At 46.2% G+C, this 20,779-nt stretch carries 15 protein-coding genes; 8 read left to right on the top strand and 7 right to left on the bottom strand.

Going from position 1 to position 20,779, the window contains the following annotated elements:
• The first annotated feature begins 17 nt into the window (after positions 1 to 17).
• Positions 18 to 3,725: a non-ribosomal peptide synthetase family protein gene (locus tag ACTHPG_RS05805; RefSeq protein ID WP_440388190.1), complete on the top strand. Its 3,708-nt coding sequence runs from the start codon at positions 18 to 20 to the stop codon at positions 3,723 to 3,725.
• 81 nt (positions 3,726 to 3,806) lie between these two features.
• On the opposite strand, the gene ACTHPG_RS05800 is transcribed toward ACTHPG_RS05805, so the two are convergent.
• Together ACTHPG_RS05800 and ACTHPG_RS05795 are read right to left on the bottom strand one after the other, a co-directional pair.
• On the bottom strand, positions 3,807 to 4,427 hold the full coding sequence (locus ACTHPG_RS05800; RefSeq protein WP_440388189.1) for a TraX family protein: 621 nt from the start codon (positions 4,425 to 4,427) through the stop codon (positions 3,807 to 3,809).
• 77 nt (positions 4,428 to 4,504) lie between these two features.
• Complete coding sequence (locus ACTHPG_RS05795; protein ID WP_440388187.1) at positions 4,505 to 5,005, bottom strand: GNAT family N-acetyltransferase; 501 nt, start codon at positions 5,003 to 5,005, stop codon at positions 4,505 to 4,507.
• A 247-nt stretch (positions 5,006 to 5,252) separates the two neighbouring features.
• Between ACTHPG_RS05795 and ACTHPG_RS05790 the strand changes: the two genes are divergently transcribed.
• From ACTHPG_RS05790 to ACTHPG_RS05775, 4 genes are read left to right on the top strand one after another with little or no spacing between them, the layout of a single operon-like run.
• On the top strand, positions 5,253 to 6,698 hold the full coding sequence (locus ACTHPG_RS05790) for a spore germination protein (protein WP_440388186.1): 1,446 nt from the start codon (positions 5,253 to 5,255) through the stop codon (positions 6,696 to 6,698).
• The gene (locus ACTHPG_RS05785) at positions 6,695 to 7,843 is read left to right on the top strand and encodes a Ger(x)C family spore germination protein (RefSeq protein ID WP_440388185.1); all 1,149 of its coding nucleotides are present in this window, start codon (positions 6,695 to 6,697) and stop codon (positions 7,841 to 7,843) included. The genes ACTHPG_RS05790 and ACTHPG_RS05785 overlap by 4 nt, the downstream gene beginning before the upstream one ends.
• Before the next feature lie 37 nt (positions 7,844 to 7,880).
• Positions 7,881 to 8,099 carry a hypothetical protein gene (locus ACTHPG_RS05780; RefSeq protein ID WP_440388183.1) on the top strand — a complete coding sequence of 73 codons (219 nt, stop codon included), beginning with the start codon at positions 7,881 to 7,883 and terminating at the stop codon, positions 8,097 to 8,099.
• Positions 8,100 to 8,101: 2 nt separating this feature from the next.
• The gene (locus tag ACTHPG_RS05775; RefSeq protein WP_440388182.1) at positions 8,102 to 9,223 is read left to right on the top strand and encodes a GerAB/ArcD/ProY family transporter; all 1,122 of its coding nucleotides are present in this window, start codon (positions 8,102 to 8,104) and stop codon (positions 9,221 to 9,223) included.
• A gap of 7 nt (positions 9,224 to 9,230) precedes the next feature.
• On the opposite strand, the gene ACTHPG_RS05770 is transcribed toward ACTHPG_RS05775, so the two are convergent.
• Positions 9,231 to 9,704 (bottom strand): RbsD/FucU family protein, encoded by a 474-nt coding sequence (locus tag ACTHPG_RS05770; protein WP_440388181.1) that lies wholly within the window; start codon positions 9,702 to 9,704, stop codon positions 9,231 to 9,233.
• Between the two features lie 256 nt (positions 9,705 to 9,960).
• Between ACTHPG_RS05770 and ACTHPG_RS05765 the strand changes: the two genes are divergently transcribed.
• Together ACTHPG_RS05765 and ACTHPG_RS05760 are read left to right on the top strand one after the other, a co-directional pair.
• Complete coding sequence (locus tag ACTHPG_RS05765) at positions 9,961 to 10,383, top strand: MarR family winged helix-turn-helix transcriptional regulator (protein WP_440388180.1); 423 nt, start codon at positions 9,961 to 9,963, stop codon at positions 10,381 to 10,383.
• Positions 10,384 to 10,413: 30 nt separating this feature from the next.
• On the top strand, positions 10,414 to 11,754 hold the full coding sequence (locus ACTHPG_RS05760) for an MFS transporter (protein WP_440388178.1): 1,341 nt from the start codon (positions 10,414 to 10,416) through the stop codon (positions 11,752 to 11,754).
• Between the two features lie 157 nt (positions 11,755 to 11,911).
• Here ACTHPG_RS05760 and ACTHPG_RS05755 read toward each other — a convergent pair whose 3' ends face one another.
• The 4 genes from ACTHPG_RS05755 to yicI form a co-directional block, all read right to left on the bottom strand.
• On the bottom strand, positions 11,912 to 13,213 hold the full coding sequence (locus ACTHPG_RS05755) for an MFS transporter (protein ID WP_440388177.1): 1,302 nt from the start codon (positions 13,211 to 13,213) through the stop codon (positions 11,912 to 11,914).
• A gap of 153 nt (positions 13,214 to 13,366) precedes the next feature.
• Complete coding sequence (locus ACTHPG_RS05750; RefSeq protein ID WP_440388176.1) at positions 13,367 to 16,249, bottom strand: glycoside hydrolase family 3 C-terminal domain-containing protein; 2,883 nt, start codon at positions 16,247 to 16,249, stop codon at positions 13,367 to 13,369.
• Positions 16,250 to 16,268: 19 nt separating this feature from the next.
• Positions 16,269 to 17,279: a phosphotransferase family protein gene (locus tag ACTHPG_RS05745; protein ID WP_440388175.1), complete on the bottom strand. Its 1,011-nt coding sequence runs from the start codon at positions 17,277 to 17,279 to the stop codon at positions 16,269 to 16,271.
• A gap of 74 nt (positions 17,280 to 17,353) precedes the next feature.
• A complete protein-coding gene (gene yicI, locus ACTHPG_RS05740) occupies positions 17,354 to 19,672 on the bottom strand; it encodes an alpha-xylosidase (RefSeq protein ID WP_440388174.1) in 2,319 nt (772 codons plus the stop codon).
• A gap of 173 nt (positions 19,673 to 19,845) precedes the next feature.
• On the opposite strand from yicI, the gene ACTHPG_RS05735 reads away from it, so the two are divergent.
• Entirely contained in the window at positions 19,846 to 20,766 is a 921-nt protein-coding gene (locus ACTHPG_RS05735; protein WP_440388173.1) for an AraC family transcriptional regulator, read from the top strand.
• Positions 20,767 to 20,779 lie beyond the last annotated feature (13 nt).

Below are 20,779 nucleotides of genomic sequence, written 5' to 3'. Positions count from 1 at the left end.
AAGGAGGAATAACTGAAGTGATTGAAAACCAACCATCATCTTCCCAGTCCATGGAATCCAGTTTGCCGGTTATGCAAATTCCACTGGATTTTGGGCGACGTCAACAATCATTCTCTTATCAGTCTGCTCAAATTACACTGCAGGCTTCTCTGAGTCGTGATCTTAAACAGAAGTTTGGAGAACAGATGGTGTACCCGGTACTCCTCTCAGCTTATGCAGCCTTGTTATTCCGATTGTCAGCTGAACAGGAACTCGCCATAGGTATACTCGCACCCGATCAGGCAGCTTCTTATCTTTCATTACAGATTCAGGGACAGTTGACCTTCAGCCAACTATGCGATCAGGTTTCAGAACAGCTCAAGATTGACTACATGCTGCAAACCGGTGGATACCCTGAAACGTTCTTTATGCTGAATAGCGTACAGTTGCCTCAAGCGCCTCAAATATTGAATTGGAACGTTCGAGATGATCAAAACATGCTCATCCTCGATCTGTTCTATGACAGTTCATTGTTGAAAGAGTCTACCGTGCTGAGATATGCAGAATATTATCAGACTCTTCTACTTGCCCTTGTGCGTGACAGTGAGAAAGCAATCGGCGCGGTAGATATTCTATCCGCCTCAGATCGACTGCTTTACCGTGAAATGAATGATACTGCCGCTCTCGAACCAGAGCATCAGACGGTTCACGGCTGGTTTGAAGCAACGGCAGCAGCCTATCCGAATTCACCGGCGATAACATCACCATCCAAAAGTTATACGTACAGAGAATTGAATGAAAGAGCGAATCAGGTTGCACGTGTTCTGTTATCCAATGGGTTGCAGAAAGGTGAATTCGTCAGTATCTTTATGGATCGAGGTCTGGAGACGATCATTTCCCTGCTCGGTATTCTGAAGGCAGGTGGTGCATATGTTCCAATCGATCCTGAGCATCCAGAAGAACGTAACAGTTATATTGTGGAAGATACGGCGTCCTCATTCGTGCTGACTACGGAAGCGTCTTTTGCCCAGGCTTCCAGCTTGTTCTCCAGTATAACTACGGTCCGTCAGATTCTCGCTGTCGATGGTCGCCTGGCCGGATTTGCAGCAAGCAATCCTAATCTGGATATTCAGCCAGATGACCTTGCTTATATTATCTACACGTCAGGGTCAACAGGTAAGCCGAAGGGTGCACTGATTGCCCATCGGGGTGTAACTAATCTTGGCAGTGTGGTTCAGCGTGATTGTGACATTCAACCAGGTGATGTATTAACCCAATTTGCTACATACAGCTTCGATGCATCCGTGTGGGATACGATTGGCGCCTTGTTCTACGGAGCAGAATTATATCTGTTGTCTGCGGAAGAACGCGTATCTGTTGAAGAATTCGCAAGTGCAATTGAACGTACAGGAACAACCATCATCACGATACTGCCTACCATTTTCTTCAATCAGCTTGCTTCCTATTTATCTGATGAAGGTTTCCACAAGCTGGCCAAAGTCAGAATTATTACCGTAGCCGGAGAAGCGCTTTATGGTGAACAGGTTCGTGCCTTCCAGCGAAAATTCGGAAACCAGATTGATATTGTTAATGTGTACGGACCTACGGAATGTACCGTAGCCACTGCCACTCACCGCATTAGCAAACAGGTTCCCGAAGATGTGGTGAACATCCCTATCGGCAAACCGATTCATAACTACAAAGTATATATTGTAAATGAAGAGCATCAACTCTGTCCCGTAGGTGTTCCTGGTGAGGTATATATTTCTACCCCAGCACTGGCCAAAGGTTATCTGAATCAGCCAGAGCGTACAGAGCAAGCATTCATTGAGAATCCGTTCGCGATCGGTGAGAAAATCTACAAGTCTGGCGATATTGCCAAATTGCTGGACACGGGACTATTGGAATACGTCGGTCGCAGTGACTCGCAGCTAAAAATTCGTGGTCACCGGATTGAGATCGGGGAGATTGAAGATCACTTTGCACGGCTTGATCAGATCCAGAACGTTGCGGTGATTCCTAAGAAAGAATCGGATGGACAGAATATGCTGGTTGGGTATTTTACATCGAAAGATGGTAGCACCCTTTCTGTTTCCGACATTAAGGCAGCACTGACCGAGAAGCTCCCTTCCTATTTTGTACCGAAGTGGATCTGTCAGCTGGATGAAATGCCCATTGCACCGACTGGAAAAATCAACCGCAAATCGATGGTATCCCTGCCTCATGTGGAACGACATGAAGATCGCCCTGATCGGGTTATGCCGGAGACGGAGACAGAATCCATTATCCTGGACGCATGGATAGAAATCCTTCAACACGATGACTTCGGTGTCGAAGACAGCTTCTTCAATATCGGTGGTGATTCACTCCGGGTCATTCATGTACTGGTTATTCTGAAGCCGCATTACCCGCAGCTGAAAATTGCCGATTTCTTTGCCGAGAAAACAGTCCGTGCTCTCGCTCGTCGCGTGGAATTGCTGTCTCAAAGTGCCGCAGAAGTAACGCATTCGGCTGTGACGGATGGCATGATTACTCAATTATCCGAACACCCTGTGGAACTAACGTCCCAGTTGGGGTATCCCGTCATTCGTGAACCTGAGCATGTGTTACTGACGGGAGCAACAGGTTATCTGGGCTCTCATGTGCTGCAACAGTTAATTCTGAATTCCAGTACTCGAATCTATGCTCTAATTCGTCGTCCGACCAATGGAATAACTGCAATGGAACGTTTAACTAAAGTGCTGGAAGGATATTTCGGCAAACAACTGACTGATCAACTGGCTGCTCGCGTGGAGATTATTGAAGGCGATCTTGAACAACCTCATCTCGGTCTTTCAGCGGAACATACAGCTTATGTTCAGGAACGTATTGACCGTGTCATCCACTGTGCTGCAGACGTACGACATTTCGGGGATGCCGAACAATTCGCCAAAACGAACGTGGAAGGAACGGTCGCATTGCTGGATCTGATTCGCAGCAAACCTGGGGCCTCCTTCCACCATGTATCCACGATGGGTATTCCGGAAGATCTCGCACTCAGCGGACAATGGGAATCTTCCCTTCAATATGATCGGTTCCCGGCTGACTTGCATGTGGACAACCTGTATTCGGACAGCAAGCTTGAAGCCGAGAAAGTGCTCATGATTGCCGCAGAAGAAGGTGTACCTGTCAGTATCTATCGCGCAGGTAATCTGACTTGCCACTCCGATACTGGACGCTTCCAGTCCAATATTGATAGCAACGCCTTCTATCGCATGATCAAAGCCATGTTATTGCTTGGCAAGGCTCCTGCGGCTGACTGGATGGTTGATTTTACACCGATCAATTATGCAAGTGAAGCCATTGTTCACCTGGCCTTGCGTCAGGATACAGCCGGCCGTGTATTCCACATCTGTAATCCGGAGCCAATTCGCTATGATGAGCTGATCCGTTCAGTAAATCGGGCTGGTTACAATGTCGAAACACTTCCTTTCGCGGATTACACCCGTTGGTTGTTCGATGCCAGCATCAGCAAGGAGCCGGAAGCTCTTCAGTTGGCTATTGCACAGCTTGAAGGCGACGGCGCCAAGGATTCAGCTTATGTCTATGCTTGCCCTGTAACAACTGCTTATGTGGAACCTGCCGGAATCTCTTGTGCGAAAACAGATGACCGATTCATCTCCGCCATGTTAGAATATGCTGTTCAGATCGGGTACTTCCCCGCAGCAATACGGCCGCATTATGGTACGTCTACAGCAATGGAGTAAGTTCACTTTATTAAAAAAGCCACCTTCTCGTCAGTAAACGATGAAAGTGGCTTTTTTTTGCCGTTTTTCCGGATCATTCTTTTAGATCCAGCGAATGAGGGCAATGATGGCGAGATGAGCTGGATAGAAATAGCGCCAGACCCAACGTGGCCCCTTCATACGGAATCCTGCTTGGTAATACTGAGCAATAGCAATGCCGGCGGTTGCCATTACACTATACATTTGCACAGAGCTGTTATGTAGCAGAAGATATAGTCCATTTAACACAACATGCGCCACGACAAGTACAGGCCCCTGGAAATAACGGAATAACAGGACCAATAATAACCCGTACATCCCGTAATCCATGTGACTAATTTCCATGAACCATCCTGCTCCAATGGCAATGGGAATACCCAGTAAGCGGGTTGGCAATTTATCAATAACGAATAGTACCAGCAGGGCCGACCACAATGTCCATACCACGTTCAGAGAATAATGGTTAAACGCAGCCATGAATGGCACCTGTGAGAGTATCGCAATCCAGAACAGCCGCCATATGTATTTTTGTACATCCCGTGTATGTTTGTAACCGATATACACTGCAAATGCGTAGATTGGAAAAGCGATACGGCCTATGATTCTGAGTTCTATTATATGTGGAAAAAAGACAGCGCCTATATGATCAATTAACATTGTGATCATGGCAATCCACTGCATCATGTTGCGACTCCCCTCCCTCTTTCCCGACTATACAAGTCTGCCATTCATATAGATCATGCGCCTATTGGAGCAATCTCTTATACATTAAGTTCATAATACATGAATCTGGTATCCTGTGCATATCCTTCGGACTCATACAAAGCTTGGGCTTGCTTGTTACTTAACTCAGTCGAGAGTGATATACGTAGAACGCCATGCTCAGATGCCAATCGCTTGGCTGCTTGCAGCAGCTCCCTTGCAATACCTTGCTGACGATAATCCGAATGCACAAATAGATCATTAAGTACCCAGATCGGCCTCATTGATACCGAGCTGTAACTGGGATACAGCTGAACGAATCCAGAACATTTCTGGCCCTTCGAGATTGGCTTACCGTTGCTTTCATCTGATCCATGATCCCTTTCCACATCGGTTTCTGCTACCAAAATCACCGATTCATGGCGTTCCATTCGTTCTTTAATATACTGACGCGCTGCCTGAATGTCAGCATTCTGGTTATAAAACATCCTGTACTCATTGAACAATCTTCCCACTTCATCACCATCAGGAAGACCTGCTTGTCTAATTCGGTGCTGCATTCCACTCAACTCCTCTGGGATCGAGACCAATGTCTCTTCGTTTTTATATCTTTTAATTGTAAAACACCCCTTTCCTTTTCCCCATTCATCATCTGCATCAAAGTTTGTAGTATCTTGGGCAATTCTTTGGAGATATTGACCATTCATCCTTACGAGTATATTTCAGTCAAAGCGTTGCACACTATAGTATCACTCATAACTGACAGAGACTGGATGGACTACTCGTTGATATAGGAGGAAGACACTTATGAAAGAAAGCATTCTTTTACAGGTACAATCACGCCTGATCGGCGTGGCAGACATGATCTACCAACCGCTTCAGATTGGCCCTTTACACTGTACATTGCTCTATATCCAATCCATCGTGGATACACAGATTATGAGAGAAGCTATTGTGAAGCCTTTACTTGAAGAGGCTGAACGGAACGAAGTTGACCCTGATTTTATTACACGAGTCGTAAGTGGAACCTTTTTTTCACTCGAAAGCCAGCACAGAGATTCAGCAGATACGCTGGTAGAAGATATCGTAACTGGTAATACCGCACTCCATGTCGAAGGCATGTCTGGCATGATTATTTTTTCAATTCAGAATTATCAGAAGCGCTCTGTACCGGAATCAACTAACGAAGTCGTCGTTGTTGGCCCCCAGGAAGCGTTTATCGAAGATATTAATGTAAATATGTCCCTATTGCGACATAAAATTAAACATCCTGATTTTAAAATGATCAAATTCACCATCGGCAAATATACCAAAACCGAAGTGTTTGTCATCTATATTCAAGGTTTATGCAAACCTGACATCCTGGAAAATGTATTAACCAGTCTGGGAGAGATTGATATGGACAGCAGCCTTGGTGTCAGTTATCTGTCTGAATTTCTGGAAGATCACCCGCTCTCTCCTTTTCCACAGTATCAATATACCGAAAGACCGGATACCGTTGCAGCTGCTCTTGTAGAAGGCCGAATCGGCGTCATGCAGGATGGAACGCCCTTCTCGCTGCTCATTCCAGTCACATTCTTCTCTTTGATGCAATCGTCCGAGGACTATTACCAGCGGTTTCATTCCGCTTCATTTATACGAATGATCCGGCTGCTGTTTGCCGTCATTGCTTTCCTGTTGCCTTCTGTATATGTAGCAGTCACTACATTCCATCCCGAGATTATTCCCACCAATCTGCTCATTACCATTGCATCCGCAAGAGAGAACATTCCTTTTCCAGCATTGATAGAAGCCCTCATCATGGAAATTACCTTTGAAGGATTACGTGAAGCTGGTATACGGATCCCCAAGCCACTCGGACAGACGGTTTCTATTATCGGCGGTATTGTCATTGGACAAGCAGCTGTGCAGGCAGGTATCGTCTCTGCTCCATTGGTTATTGTTGTATCCATTACAGGTATTGCGGCCTTTATTATTCCGCATTTTGAGTTGGGTTTGGCCTTCCGGCTGCTCCGCTTTCCTGTACTGCTAATGGGTGGAACACTGGGCCTGTTCGGTGTCGTCATTTCAATCTACGTGTTGTACTGGTATATGGTCAGCATGCGTTCATTTGGTGTTCCATATATGCAGCCTTTTGCCCCACTCGTACTGCGTGATTTCAAGGATACGTTTATTCGGGTGCCCTGGTTCATGATGAAAAAACGAACCAAAGCCTATACGACAGATAATGTAAGGAGGCAGGATACACAATGATATTTCGAAAGCCTCCTCTACATCTTGCAGTCATTTGGATCTGCTGTCTGTTATGCACCGGGTGCTGGTCCAAAGTTGAAATTAACGAGCGTACCTTCATCACAGCCATGTACGTGGATAAAGCGGCTACCCCAGGAGAGATCGAGGTTACACTGAGCATGCCGCTCCCCAATCGTCTTTCTCCCGAAGGGGGCGGATCAGGTAAAGAACCCTATGCAGCCGTTTCAGCGACAGCACCAACGATTGCAGACGCGATCGAGAGAATCCAGACAGATCTTACCCGTAAAATCTCTTGGGGGCACACGCGGGTGATTGTGTTTGGACAAGCCTACGCACGTGAAGGAATTCAAGATACGATGGAATGGATCGCACGCCAGCCCTTGTTCCATCTGAGCAGCTACGTCATGGTTACCAGTGGCAGAGCCAAGGATGTTTCTGATCTGACTCCTGTATTTGAGGAAACACCGAGTGATGTGCTAAGGGAGTTTTCCACAGAGGAAAATCTCTTGAAAACCCAGATGTTAAGCATATTTACAGCAGATAAAATGAATCAGGGATTCGCCACATCGATGTTAGGCAGCAAAAAAACAGCCATGGTCAGTGAAGAAGGTGAATCCAAAAAGTGGATCAGTCAGATTGGCGGAACCATATTCAGACAGATGCGAATGGTCGGGACACTCTCAGCCGATGAGGCACGTGCTGTTGCGTGGGCAGGGGAGAATCTGGATTCACTGACCCTCTCCGTTAGAACCAAGAAACAAAAAGCAAGCATGACATTGTATAACATGCATTCTGATATTCAAGCAAAACTTCAGAATGGTGAACCACATTTCATCATTACCTTGACAGGTAAAGCCGAGTTGAACTCGGTCATTCCAGTCCTTAAGGCCAAAGACATTGTCGGTACAAAGGACATTGAACAAGCCGCTAACGAAAAAGTGGATGCTCATCTTACCCGAGCCCTGCAAACCGCAAAACACCAAGGTGCAGATATACTCATGCTCGGATACCGACTGGAGTGGAGATACCCGCAGGTATGGAAGAAGCTCCGGCCCACATGGGTCAATTATGTAAAAAACGATCTGCAGTTTACCGTCAACACGAATATCAACATTCAATTTGTCGGCTCGGAGTCAAGCTTCTAGCTTGCACGGAATGGCTTTTTCCAAGGAGGTTACATATGTGTTAGCTGTTATCGTATTTGCGGGACTGTATTTACTGGACTGGGCATCTGTAAAAACAAGCAAAAAAACAATCAGACGTACCTATTTCATCCTGCTTGGTCTATTTCTGGTATGGAATACACTCGCAGTAAGCTGGTCAGCATGGCCTAATCCCAATGATGTAATTCAATGGGTCTTTGGCTGGGCTGATCCTATGATTCATAAGGAAGGAGATTAACCATGAACCATCTGACTGCCGGACAGGCTTACCGCTTCATGTTTGTTTACCTATATTCCGAACCTGTTGCCTTCCTCCTGCAACGTTTGTTCAAAATGAGCGGTTATCAGGGATGGTTGTCCACCATCGGCGGTTTTTCAATTAGTCTGATTTTTCTGTTCTTTACATACCGTTTGGGTTCCATTAATCCTGATAAACCCTGGATTTCCTATGGAGAGGATATTGTGGGCAAGGTAGTGCATCGCTTCTATATCGGATTAATTGTACTGTTATGTATCTACTTGTTATCGATTGATGTGGAAAATTTCATTATCTTCCTGCAATCGATGTATCTGCCCCAAACTCCGATTTGGTTAACATCCACCCTTACTCTCCTGTGCATCTGCCTGACTGCACGTTCAGGATTGGTTACCATTGTATTTATGGCAGAAGGCATTTTTCTGGTGCAGCTGCTTACGTCCACCTTACTTATTCCAGCGGTTGGAGGCGGGGGAAATCCCGGAATACTGCTTGCGATGGCAACCCATCATGATCTGGGTGAGATCGTGATGGGGTCTCTATCTACCATGCCATGGTTCTCCGAATGGATGTTGTTTCTTTTTCTCGCACCAGTCGTTGCTTTTAGGCGTCCTATGTTGAAAAGCATGTTATTCGCCGGTAGCACCGTTGTTGTATTTATCATTATATTCTGGATGTTCACACTGATGAATTTTGGTCCTTATGTTGCCGCAGGTCTCCGCTACCCTTTGCTTGAGATGGTCCGATTTGCTCGATACGGGGATTTTCTCGATAATCTGGACCCTGTTCTGATTGCGATATGGTCAACGACGATGTTCACTCGCAGCTCGTTTCTGTTGTATGTAGCTTCCGTCTGTCTTTCCAAATTGAGTGGGATTAGGCAACAAAAATCTGTTGTGTATCTAATCGGGGGAACGGCTGCCGCCATTGTGCTTCAATATGCCAAAGACGCTACGTCGTATGAGCTGGCCATTCGTTCGTACGCAATTCCAATTTACACTGTACTTATTGAATCCATGCCCATTCTGTACGTTCTGGTATACTGGCTACGCAATGGAAAAAATAAAAAGGCGACCAAAGCATCAGGTGCTCCGTCGCCATCTTAGTAGGGATTCAGTTTGATTCAGCGTTCTGTTGTTGCTGAGCAGGATCAGCATCAGGGAAAATGACGCCTTTCTTCAGAATCAGATTGGCATATTGTGCACGCTCACCAGTAGCAACAATCGCATAGGCATTCGAAGCACGTTTATAAAAATCAAATCGCTCTTCATGATCCAAAGCATCCGTGATGCCTTCGTATTCTTCAATTAAACGACGGTAGTCTTCCCATATGATCGGTACCACCTGATCCCCTTTGACAACCTGCATGACAGCAGCGGGACGCTCTGCATAGGTATCCAGTGGATATAAATGCAGAATGGCTTCCAATAGTTCGACGACTCCCAGTGCATCACAGCGTACCAGTCGCTTGGCATGACTCGCTGCCGGGAAATTGCCATCAGCCAGAACCAGCTCGTCCCCATGCCCCATTTCAGACATGATTTTGAGCAATTCTGGAGGAATGATTGAGGGAATATTCTTTAGCATATGCAGCTCTCCTTGATCTTCTCCAACATCGGTTAGAGCGAATTGGTTTTCTCCATTCTTCAAAAGCACTCTGAATTCCCATTTCATAGAAGCGTTTTCATTTCTATTCTACCAGTATTTTTTGATCATTGTACAGCGTACATATTGTTCGAGATAAGATATTTTATTTTGACAAAAGTACTTGTTTAACATATAGTTGTTGTAACAACTAATTTGATTGGAACATTTCTTAAGGAAAGCGAGGATTCACAATCATATGGACTACACCCTGGAACAATCTGTTGGATTCATGTTGGGTTTCACGCATCGTAAAGCAGTCGCTTTACTTGCTACGCGATTCAAACCTTATGATATTACGACAGAACAATTTTCTGTTCTTTTTAATGTTGACCGAGGCGAAGGTGTCAACCAAAAGGAGCTCGCTGCACGTGTTTTCAAAGACCAACCCACCACTGCCCGGATTATTGATCTGCTGGAGAAAAAAGGATTGGTAGAACGACGGACCAGCGAACAGGATCGCAGAGCCTATCTGTTATATCTTACCAAGGAAGGCAAAGCGTTAATCGATATCCTCGTTCCGATCGAAAGAGAAATGAATAAAGAACTTGCTGAAGGTATATCCGAAGACCAGATGGAAGCATTTAAACATACTCTTTCCCTCATTAACCGCAATTTGTAATGAATCACAACTCAGGGGGAATACATCATCATGAAAGAACAATCAACACAAGTTAGGCTATGGACCACCGATTTTATTCTGCTAATGCTGTGCAACTTTTTGTTATTCTTGCAGCTGCACATGATCGTCTCTCCACTTCCGTCCTACGTTCAGGAGCGATTCCACGCTAACGCTTTTGAGGTCAGCCTCTTTACCTGTCTGTTTGCACTAAGTGCCATTGCAGCCCGTCTCTATTCCGCGAAAGCATTGGAGAAGGGTCTTCGTAACGCCATGATCTATATCGGCCTCTCCGTAGCCCTGCTGGCAACGCTCGGCTATTATTTTGCTGCGGGCATAGCCGTGCTCTTATTGCTGAGAATGTTGTTTGGTATCGGATTTGGCATGAGCAGCACCGCTTTTCCAACGATGGCCTCGGACATTGTACCTGTCAAACGAATGGGTGAAGGCATGGGTTACTTCGGGCTATCGACGAGCCTGGCCATGTCCATGGGTCCAATCATAGGGGTGACCCTGCTCCAGGGTGCTGGATTTGTAACCCTGATGTTATGTACTGCGGGTGTCCTTGCTGTAATCTATCCACTTAGTTACACGCTGACACGCAAAAAAGTCGCCAGAACCAGTACCAATGAACATATCATTCCACAAGTTACAACAAGTGCTTCAGGAGTCAATCCGAAACAGAAGACTCCTTTCAACCGCAAGCTGATTCTGCCCAGTGTGCTAAATTGCCTGTTATCCATTACCTATGGTGGGCTTGTCGGATTCATCGTTTTGTATGGCAAGGAAGCCAATCTGGCCAATCCTGCGCTGTTCTTTTTGTTCAATGCACTCGCTGTATTATTGGTTAGACCATTTGCAGGACGAATCTATGATACCAAAGGCCCCAAAGCATTGCTCATTCCAGGAGCAGTTTTCATCGCTATCGGCCTCATTCTACTTTCATTTGCAACCTCCATGTTGGTCCTGTTCATCGCTGCCTTTATCTACGGGATCGGCTATGGTTCCATGCAATCTTCTCTGCAGACCTGGATGATTCAAGTTGTATCTCCTTCTCAACGAGGTATGGCTAATGGCATGTTTTTGAACTCGCTCGATCTGGGCATTGCGACCGGTGCCCTTCTTCTCGGCGCGATCGCGGCCATAACCAGTTATACGGATATGTACCGGTATTCCGTAATGTTTATGATTCTGTTCTTGCTTATTTATCTGATTCAGGGAAAACGAAGCGGCAGCTTCTCCATTGAACCTCATGCTCTGCTCGCTCATACTCATATCACTGCAACGGAACCACCTCAAGATCAATCCAAGAATTCAGAATCTGGAGATGACAATACAGAATCTAGCAACTCGAATAAAAGCAAACACGAATGATTGGTTAACATCATTCTGAACATAAAAACGCGTTTACACCGAGAAAGCAAATTCATCCGCTTTCTTAGGCGTAAACGCGTTTTTTATTGGAACAGATCTGATTGTTAAACAAACTTAATACAACTTCGGAATGAACGTAGCATACAACACCGTCTATCTAAAATGGACTTTTCTTGCGACCTATGGGAGCGTAACCTCTACTCGTCTCGATCCGATCGATATGTCGTTCATCCTGTTTCTTTCCGCTTCCTGAAGTAGGTTGATCTCCCTTATCCGGCTTCACTGCAAATAATGTAAGCAACCCGCCTACGGCTCCAGATGCAGCAAGCACACCAAAAAGCAAAAAATGTTGTTTGCCAATCAGTAAAGACACAACAGGCGGGCCAAGGGATACACCGATAAATCGCATGCTGCTGAACAAAGACGTAATCGTGCCTCGCTGTTTCTTATCTATACCTTCAGTGATTAAGGCATCCAGACACGGTAAGGTTGCTCCTATTCCGGCACTCCCCAATGTAAAAAGTCCAATCACAATATAGATATTATCGAAAATTCCAATAACACCCAGCGAAACGGTTACAAGAACAAGTCCTGCGAACCCAAGCCATTTCATACGAGGCTTACTCTTTCCGATCCATTTTCCTGCGAAAAAGGAAAACAGACACAGCGCCGCCAACGGAATGGCAAGCACGAGACCTTTTACGATCCCTTTCATGGCGAACTCGCTCTCCAATGTCTCGGATAGATAATAAAGCACGCCAAAAAGAATAAACATGCAAATTCCGCCGATCGCAAACAGAGCGTACAACCATCGCCCTTTTTCTTTCAAAACGTCCCGAATGGAAGCCACAAATTCCGTAAAGGTGGGTGGCTTCTCTTTTTTCTTGGGTGTTTTCACCAGGAAAATAACCAGAATCAGCGAAAGTACACACAGTACCGGAATCGCCATAAATGGTAAATACCACAACCAAACAGCCAGTGCTGCCCCCAGAATTGGACTTAACACTTTACCGAACGTATTTGAGGTTTCAATGATTCCCAGACTTTTGCTCACCTGATCTTCATCATTGAACATGTCTCCAACCAAAGGAATGACAATAGGGAATGCACCGGCTGCTCCAACCCCCTGTAGTAACCTGCCACCTAAAATGCTCCAGTAGGCTATATTTCCGTTCAGCATCCATGCAGCAACACCCGCTACAGCTCCCCCAACGGCTGCAATGATGAGGCTGGGAATAATGATTGCTTTTCTGCCAAAACGATCAGACAGATATCCTGCGATCGGAATAAGCAGGATGGCAACTATAGCATAGACTGTAATAAGCATGCTGACCTTGAATGCAGATACCTTCAATTCACGTTCAATCTGTGGCAGGATCGGTATCAGCATGGAGTTACCCAAGGTCATAATTAAAGGGATGGAAGCAAGTGCGACGAGGTCCCACTTTTTATCATTCATACCACAACCACCTTTACAGATTCTACACACAACAGCATTATTGTGCTTGTTTCGGAGGTTGATTATTCAGGACATGCTGGATGTTGCCGCTTGTTCACACAAAGAAGCTGCCTGCACGTATTTGTGCGAGACAGCTCCTTTGGCTCATAATGTTTACAACGACAATAATTTAAAGTGCCGTAACGCTGCACCACCTTTGAAAACAATATACAGCTCATTCACCTTATGTGGCGCCTCAAGCGAAGACTGGACCGTTGTCCACTCGATATTTTTCCCGTTCACACTGCCTCCAGGTCCAGAAACTTCACATACGCCAAGCAGATCGCCTTCGGGTCCTCCAGACCGAATCTCCAGTCTGCCCTCTTCCCCAAAAGCGGCCACTCTGGCTTCAAATCCTTTTACTTCCTGAACACCATTATGGTTGAAAGCGATCCAGGATGACTGACCCTCTCGATATAACGGTTCTTCCTGAGTGATTGCCCGAACTGCCGAACGTCCTTCCAGACATTCATCCAACAGAACACCTGCACAAGCATCGTAATTCTCGGCAAAGGTAAGCAATTGCAGCGGACGATCAGGAATCGTCTCACCTTCAATCTCAATCTCAGCCGACTGGCGGATATCTGCGGAAGAACGCCCTGCCAGAATGGCCCAAGTCGCTGTTTCCAGACAGTATCGATCTCGGGTAACATCCCATAGCGCCAGCTTCTGAACAGGGATCTCGAAACTTATCGTAACACGCGTCCCTGCTTTCACATGAACACGACGGAAAGCAAGCAATTGCTTCTGGGCGCGTTTCACACGCGAGGTACGTGAAGATCCATAGATCTGAACAACTTCATCACTGTCACGTTCACCCTTATTGTGTATCTCCACTTCAATCTTCAAATGATCTGTGTTGGTATCTTCCACCGGGGCACTACGACTTACATGAATCGCCTCGTATTCAAACTCAGAATAGGTCAGGCCATGACCAAATGCATATTGGATCGGTCCTTGATGATACATATAGGTCATGCCGCGCTGAATGATGTCATAATCCATGATGTCAGGAAGCTGGGATTCATCTGCATACCATGTCATATTCAATCTGCCTGCCGGGGCATAATAGCCTAGTAGCACGTCTGCAAGCGCATTTCCCAATTCCTGACCTGCATGAGTCATATATACAATTGCCCGGGCTATACCTTTCAATTCCTGCAGGGCAAATGGATAACTGCCCATAATGACAACCACCGTATTGGGATTAACCTCACACACAGCTTTGACAAGCTCGACCTGATTCGGCGGAAGCAGCAGACTTGAGCGGTCAATTTCTTCTTTGCCGTTAATGTATGGACTGTTACCAACAACAACGACAGATGCCTGACTGCTTCGTGCAGCTTCTACGGCTTGTTCGATTCCGCGTGCCACCCTATTAATATTAAATCCCGTAGTTTGTTGACCTTGTGCTTGTGGGGGAAGTGGCGCTAAAGCAGAATGTCCTTGATGTTCGCTTATTCCAACGGGGATACCATTCCACGTCCGCAAGATGTTACTGCCATTCGTTTGGAGATCAAATTGAACAACTTCCTTCACAAACCAGCCGCCTATCTCGGGTGCGTTTGCCTGATAAATGCCTTGCTCGGTTAAGCTAACGTATCGATTATTGTTCAAACTTCGTAGCGTATGACTTCCCCAGCCCCAATCCTGATGTATAAAGTCAGCTGAAACTGCACTGCCTTCCGGTACAGCAACAAGTGTACCTTCCGCACCAAGGGTAATAATCTGCCCGTCTGTTGTCTGGAGCTGAATACGGTCATTCCCATCTGTATACGTTATATCGGCTTGAGGTAGCCGATCACGAAGTCCATCGAGAACGGACACACGATAAGGCAGTGTGCCACTATACCAATCCGTATAGACAACATCGGCAAGCGGCCCAATGACACTGATCTTCTGTAATGCTTCTGGCTTCAAAGGGAGCAATCCATCATTTTGGAGTAAAACAATGGATTCGGCAGCGGCACGATAACTAAGTTTGGCATGCTCAGGTGCACACAATACCGACTCGGGGATAGACGCATAGGGGTTGCGTCCGGACTGATCCAGTTGTCCCAGTCGCATCCGTACACCAAAGATGTTACGAATCGCTCGGTCCAAATCAGTGACCTTCAACAGACCCTGATCAAGAGCCTCCTCCAGCGCAGATACGACAAGATCCACTTCATCCGTAAGACAATCTACCCCTGCCTTCAACGCACCTGCTGCTGATTCAGCATGACTGGTGTGATAACCATGATAGTTCACCGTCTGAGACAGATCCCCCCCATCACATACAATAAAACCTGGCATCGCCCACTCGCCCTTAACCACATCGTTCACATACGGACTTTCAATGGCAGGTGTACCGTTGATGGAATTGTACGCAGTCATCATGGACAAAGCTCCGCCTTCCACAAATGGCGTCTCAAATGCTTTTAAATAATATTCCCGCAGATTGCGCGGATCGATGCTGGATGAACAATTCAGCCGATCTTTCTCATTATTATTGGCAAAAAAGTGTTTCAATGTCGCAACCATTTTCAGATAAAATGGATCATTACCCTGCATACCTTTGACGAGAGCTGCCGACATTTCTCCCGTGAGGACCGGGTCCTCGCCATATCCCTCTTCCGTTCTGCCCCAGCGTGGGTCACGTTCCAGATCGACCGTGGGTGCCCACAAGGTTAACCCGTGAACCTCAGGATTACGGTGATGGTATGCTCTCGCTTCATCGCCAATAACTGAACCAATCTCTCGCATGAGCCTCGTATTCCAGGTACTTGATAGACCAAGTGGTTGCGGAAATACCGTTGCCTCCCCTTTCCATGCAACCCCGTGAGCCGCTTCGCCCCCAACGTTGTAGGCTGGAATGCCCAGTCTTGGTACAGCTGCTTCGCGTGTAGGGATTAGTCTGATCTTCTCTTCTGTTGTCAATCGTGCAATCAGGTCATCCAATCTCTCCTCAAGCGCAAGTGATGCATCCCACATCGGGTATTGATGATACTCCTTCATCCTTCATTCCTCCTGCGAATTAGTGATGTGCAAGTAGTTTCCATTGCTCCAGTAAATCCAGCGTACGCTGGCGATACTTCTGACCATCTTCAGGTTGATTGACCTGATGTTCATGCACGTAGGCGTTAAAATACGAAGACAGCATTCGGTACGCAAGCCTGCGTGCCTGTCCTTCAGCGGACGGGTCCAGAGGATGATCATATCCTTCATGAAAGGCCACCGATTCTGTCGACAATATGGCTTCATACTCCCTGTCGGCAAACATGGAACGATCCCCGTCGATGACTGCCGCAATGTTTAGCTCACCATTTTCCTCATGAACAAGCACATTTGCTTCCCACAGGTCATTATGAACCAGTACCGGACGGGTCACCTGATCAAATAAATCTTTATTTTTCATGAATATGGCTGTAATCTCTTCTCCCACACCTGGCATATACTCGGCTTGTGCCGCTTTAAGTGCCGTCTCTTCTGCAAAAGAGTGCAACACCTCGGACCATTGATTCGAGCCTTTAATGGTCCCATCTCCTTGCGGCCAGCCAAACGATGTCCCCTCGATCTGATGCATGATGGCGGTATACGCACCAAGCTGATGGTACAATCGCTCTTTATCCATGTCTGAAATTGATGCGTGATCCAGCTGCTTACTCGGGATAAATTCCATGAACATATACGTTCTTGGCATGATGGACCCGCTGTCATCACAGGCGATAATATTTGGAGCAGGAATGCCTGCCTTTCGGTAATATTCATATACAATCGGTTCAGCCGCCATCATTGTACGTTCGAACGAAAAAAGGGGATCACTCGCAACACCAGCCGCCGCCATCTCTCCTAGCTCTGGAGCCAATCGTAAAATCACATCCGTATAGAGTGCATGTTCAAGTTGAATCCGATAGGTTGTATTAAAAAGTCCACCTTGCAGGAGACCAAACTCCACTTTGGTATCGCTTCCAAAATGAATCTCTACCAGTTGATGCAGTATCTCTGCTGATATCGTACAGTGCAAACCCGAATTCATCGTACTCATTTCTTCAATCTCCTATCATTGTAGACAAACAGACGGCACCTTGCGGCACCGTCCTTTACCTCTACTATATCATGTTACAGTTGGATTGTAAGCGAGGTTGCGCCTGTTGCTGCCGTAACGACAACACCATTTGCACCAGACACTTGGGAACCACCTTCAACGCTGGATACACTCTCCATACCGCGAAGTACCAAGCTCCATGGTTTGCCTGCGCCTTCAGCACGAACGTCCAGCACTGATCCATTACGTGTAACGTTAACTGTCAGTTCCTGTTCAGCAGCCTGGTTCACAACGACCGCTTGAGCTGTTTGACCATCAGCCAGCTCGAACAAGTGCAGGGACACATCATTTGCAAAGTCATAATCCGGTTTGTTATCTACAGCACCGACAGCAATCAGGCTGTTTGGCTTAACCATCATAGGCAGTGTTTTGAAATCATGGTTTTCACTGATCCAGCGTCCACCTTGTACTTTCGCTCCTGTCAGATAGTTCGTCCAAGTTCCTTCAGGCAGGTAGTAACGCACATCGCCTTCTTTGTTGAAGATTGGAGCCACGAGAATAGAATCACCAAACATGTATTGCGTATCCAGGCTATATGTTGTTGGGTCCTCTGGGAAATCCAACAACATAGCGCGCATCATCGGAATGCCTTTTACCGTCGACTCCACCGCAGAATTGTACAGATACGGCATCAGGCTGATCTTAAGTTTGGTAAAGTCACGGACAACGTCCACGGATTCCTCGTCAAACAACCAAGGCACACGATACGAAGTGCTGCCATGCAAGCGGCTGTGTGAAGATAAAAGTCCGAATTGTACCCAGCGTTTGTATACATCAGGGCTTGCTGTGCTTTCAAAGCCACTGATATCATGGCTCCAGAATCCGAAACCGGAAAGGCCAAGCGACAGACCGCCACGAAGGGATTCAGCCATGGATTCATATGTGGAAGAGCAGTCTCCGCCCCAGTGAACCGGGAACTGTTGACCACCTGCTGTTGCAGAGCGTGCAAACAGGGCTGCCTCGTTTTTGCCAATCTTCTCTTCGAGCAATTCAAATACAGCTTTGTTATAGAGCTGAGTATAATAGTTGTGCATTTTAACCGGATCAGAACCATCGAAGTACACAACATCTGTCGGAATTCTTTCACCGAAGTCAGTCTTGAAGGAATCCACACCTTGATCCAGCAGGACTTCCAGCTTGCTCTTATACCAATTCACAGCATCCGGATTCGTGAAATCAACCAGAGCCATGCCTGCTTGCCACATATCCCATTGCCATACGCTGCCATCGGCTGTTTTGACCAGATAACCGTTCTCCATACCTTCATCAAACAAATAGGATTTTTCTGCGATGTATGGATTAATCCAAGCACAGATTTTTAGACCCTTCTCTTTCAGACGTGCAAGCATGCCTTCCGGATCCGGGAACATCGCTTCATCCCAGACGAAATCAGACCATTGGTATTCCTTCATCCAGAAACAGTCAAAATGGAATACTGACAGCGGAAGATCACGTTCAGCCATGCCATCTACGAAATGGTTAACGGTTGCTTCATCATAATCCGTTGTGAATGACGTTGTCAGCCACAGACCAAATGTCCATGCGGGTGGAAGCGCTGGTTTACCAGTTAATTTTGTATAATTATCCAGTACATCCTTCGGATTGTCACCACCGATGATAAAGTACTCCAACGTCTCGCCCTCTACGCTGAATTGCACTTTAGATACATTCTCGGATGCAATCTCATATGATACGCGCTCCGGATGATTTACAAATACGCCATATCCTTTATTGGACAGATAGAAAGGAATGTTTTTGTAAGACTGCTCACTGCTTGTACCGCCATCTTCATTCCAGGTATCTACGATTTGGCCATTTTTAACAAACGGTGTGAAGCGCTCCCCGAGTCCGTATACGTATTCACCAATACCGAGATCCAACTGCTCGCGGAAGTACGCTTCCTTGCTCGGACCTGTAATATAACCAGCTGCTCGTTGGCCGCTGCCTGTAATCCGTTTTCCTCCATACAGGAAGCTGACGTCCCACCCGTTTGTTTTGTCGATCTGAACTTCCAGGTTGCCGCTTTTCAACACAGCACCTTGTTCATGTTTCGAGATGTCAACGTTTGCATCTTGCGTATGAAGCTCGAATTCAGGACCTTTTTTCACTCCGCCCTTATGGTGATTCAAGGTTACACGAATGACGTTAGGCATAGGAGAACTGTAAGTTGCTTTAAGCAAAGTTCCGTTCAATGTGTCGCCTTTGCTACGAATATATTTAGTTGCCGCATATACGGTCAGAGAATCCCCTTTTTGCACAATATCACGAATATCAGTCGGGTTTTGAATGTGGTACCCTTCACGAGTCATCCAGAATCCATCAGTAAATTTCATGTTTTCTTTCCCCCTTTGGTTATATTATAATAATATTGATATTAATAACGAATTTCTTCTCTTATTTTGACCAAATATATCACGATTTTGATAATATACATCCGATTCTTGATCATCAACACCAATCTATGGAAACGATTACATTAATAATGATAGAAAAAGGAGAAGCGGATATGGAACGTGAACGATTACGGGAAGACCGGATTCACGGCAATGCCATGTATCCAGTCAGTGTGTACCCGGATATTCAGCAACTAAACGGAGATAGCATTCTGGATTGCCACTGGCATGATGAGATGGAGTTCACTATGGTGACCAAAGGCTGCGCCGTCTTTCAGATCGATATGAACACTGTTGAGGTTCAAGCTGGAGAAGCCATTTTTATCAATCGGGGCGAGATTCATGCGGGGTATCTGAAGGGTGATGTTCCCTGTGTATTCTCTTCCATTGTATTTAATCCCGAGCTGCTTGGCAGCCGCACCTTCGATACGGTTCAGGAGAAATTCATCGGTCCACTGGTACGCAAAACGGTGATCCCCCCTTGTCATATCAAGGCAGATGAGGCTTGGGGACACGAAATTCTGGATCTCCTGAAACGTATATTTGCCGACCATGCTGCCCGAACCGAAACATGTGAAATGTCAACGAAAGCGTACCTGTACCTCATATTTGCCCGCATGTTTGAACATAGGAGACCTGCTCCGATCAAAGGTACCGTGGCAACAGGGAGTCATGACAAGGTAGAACGCTTGAAATCCGTGCTCGGATATATCCACAAGCGTTATCCCGAACCATTGAAGCTGAAAGAACTGGCTGATGAAGCCAATATGAGCGAAGGGCACTTCTGCCGTTTCTTCAAACAGATGGTGCAGAAAACCCCGGTTGATTACATCAACTATTACCGTGTTCAACAGGCCTGCGTTCAGCTTGAGAATACGGATCACAAGATTGTCGATATCGCCATGGATGTGGGTTTTGAACATCTAAGCTACTTCATCACTACGTTTAAAAAGCATAAGTCCACTACGCCTTCACAGTATCGCAAAATGTTCTATGAGAACGTGGCTATGGAATCTGCCTTGGTTCAGGTATAGAAGAAGAAAAAGA

It is taken from the genome of Paenibacillus sp. SAF-068 (assembly GCF_051967555.1).
Taxonomy (GTDB): Bacteria; Bacillota; Bacilli; order Paenibacillales; family Paenibacillaceae; genus Paenibacillus.
Note: the sequence above shows the minus strand (reverse complement) of the source record. Positions and strands in the feature narration are given on the sequence as shown.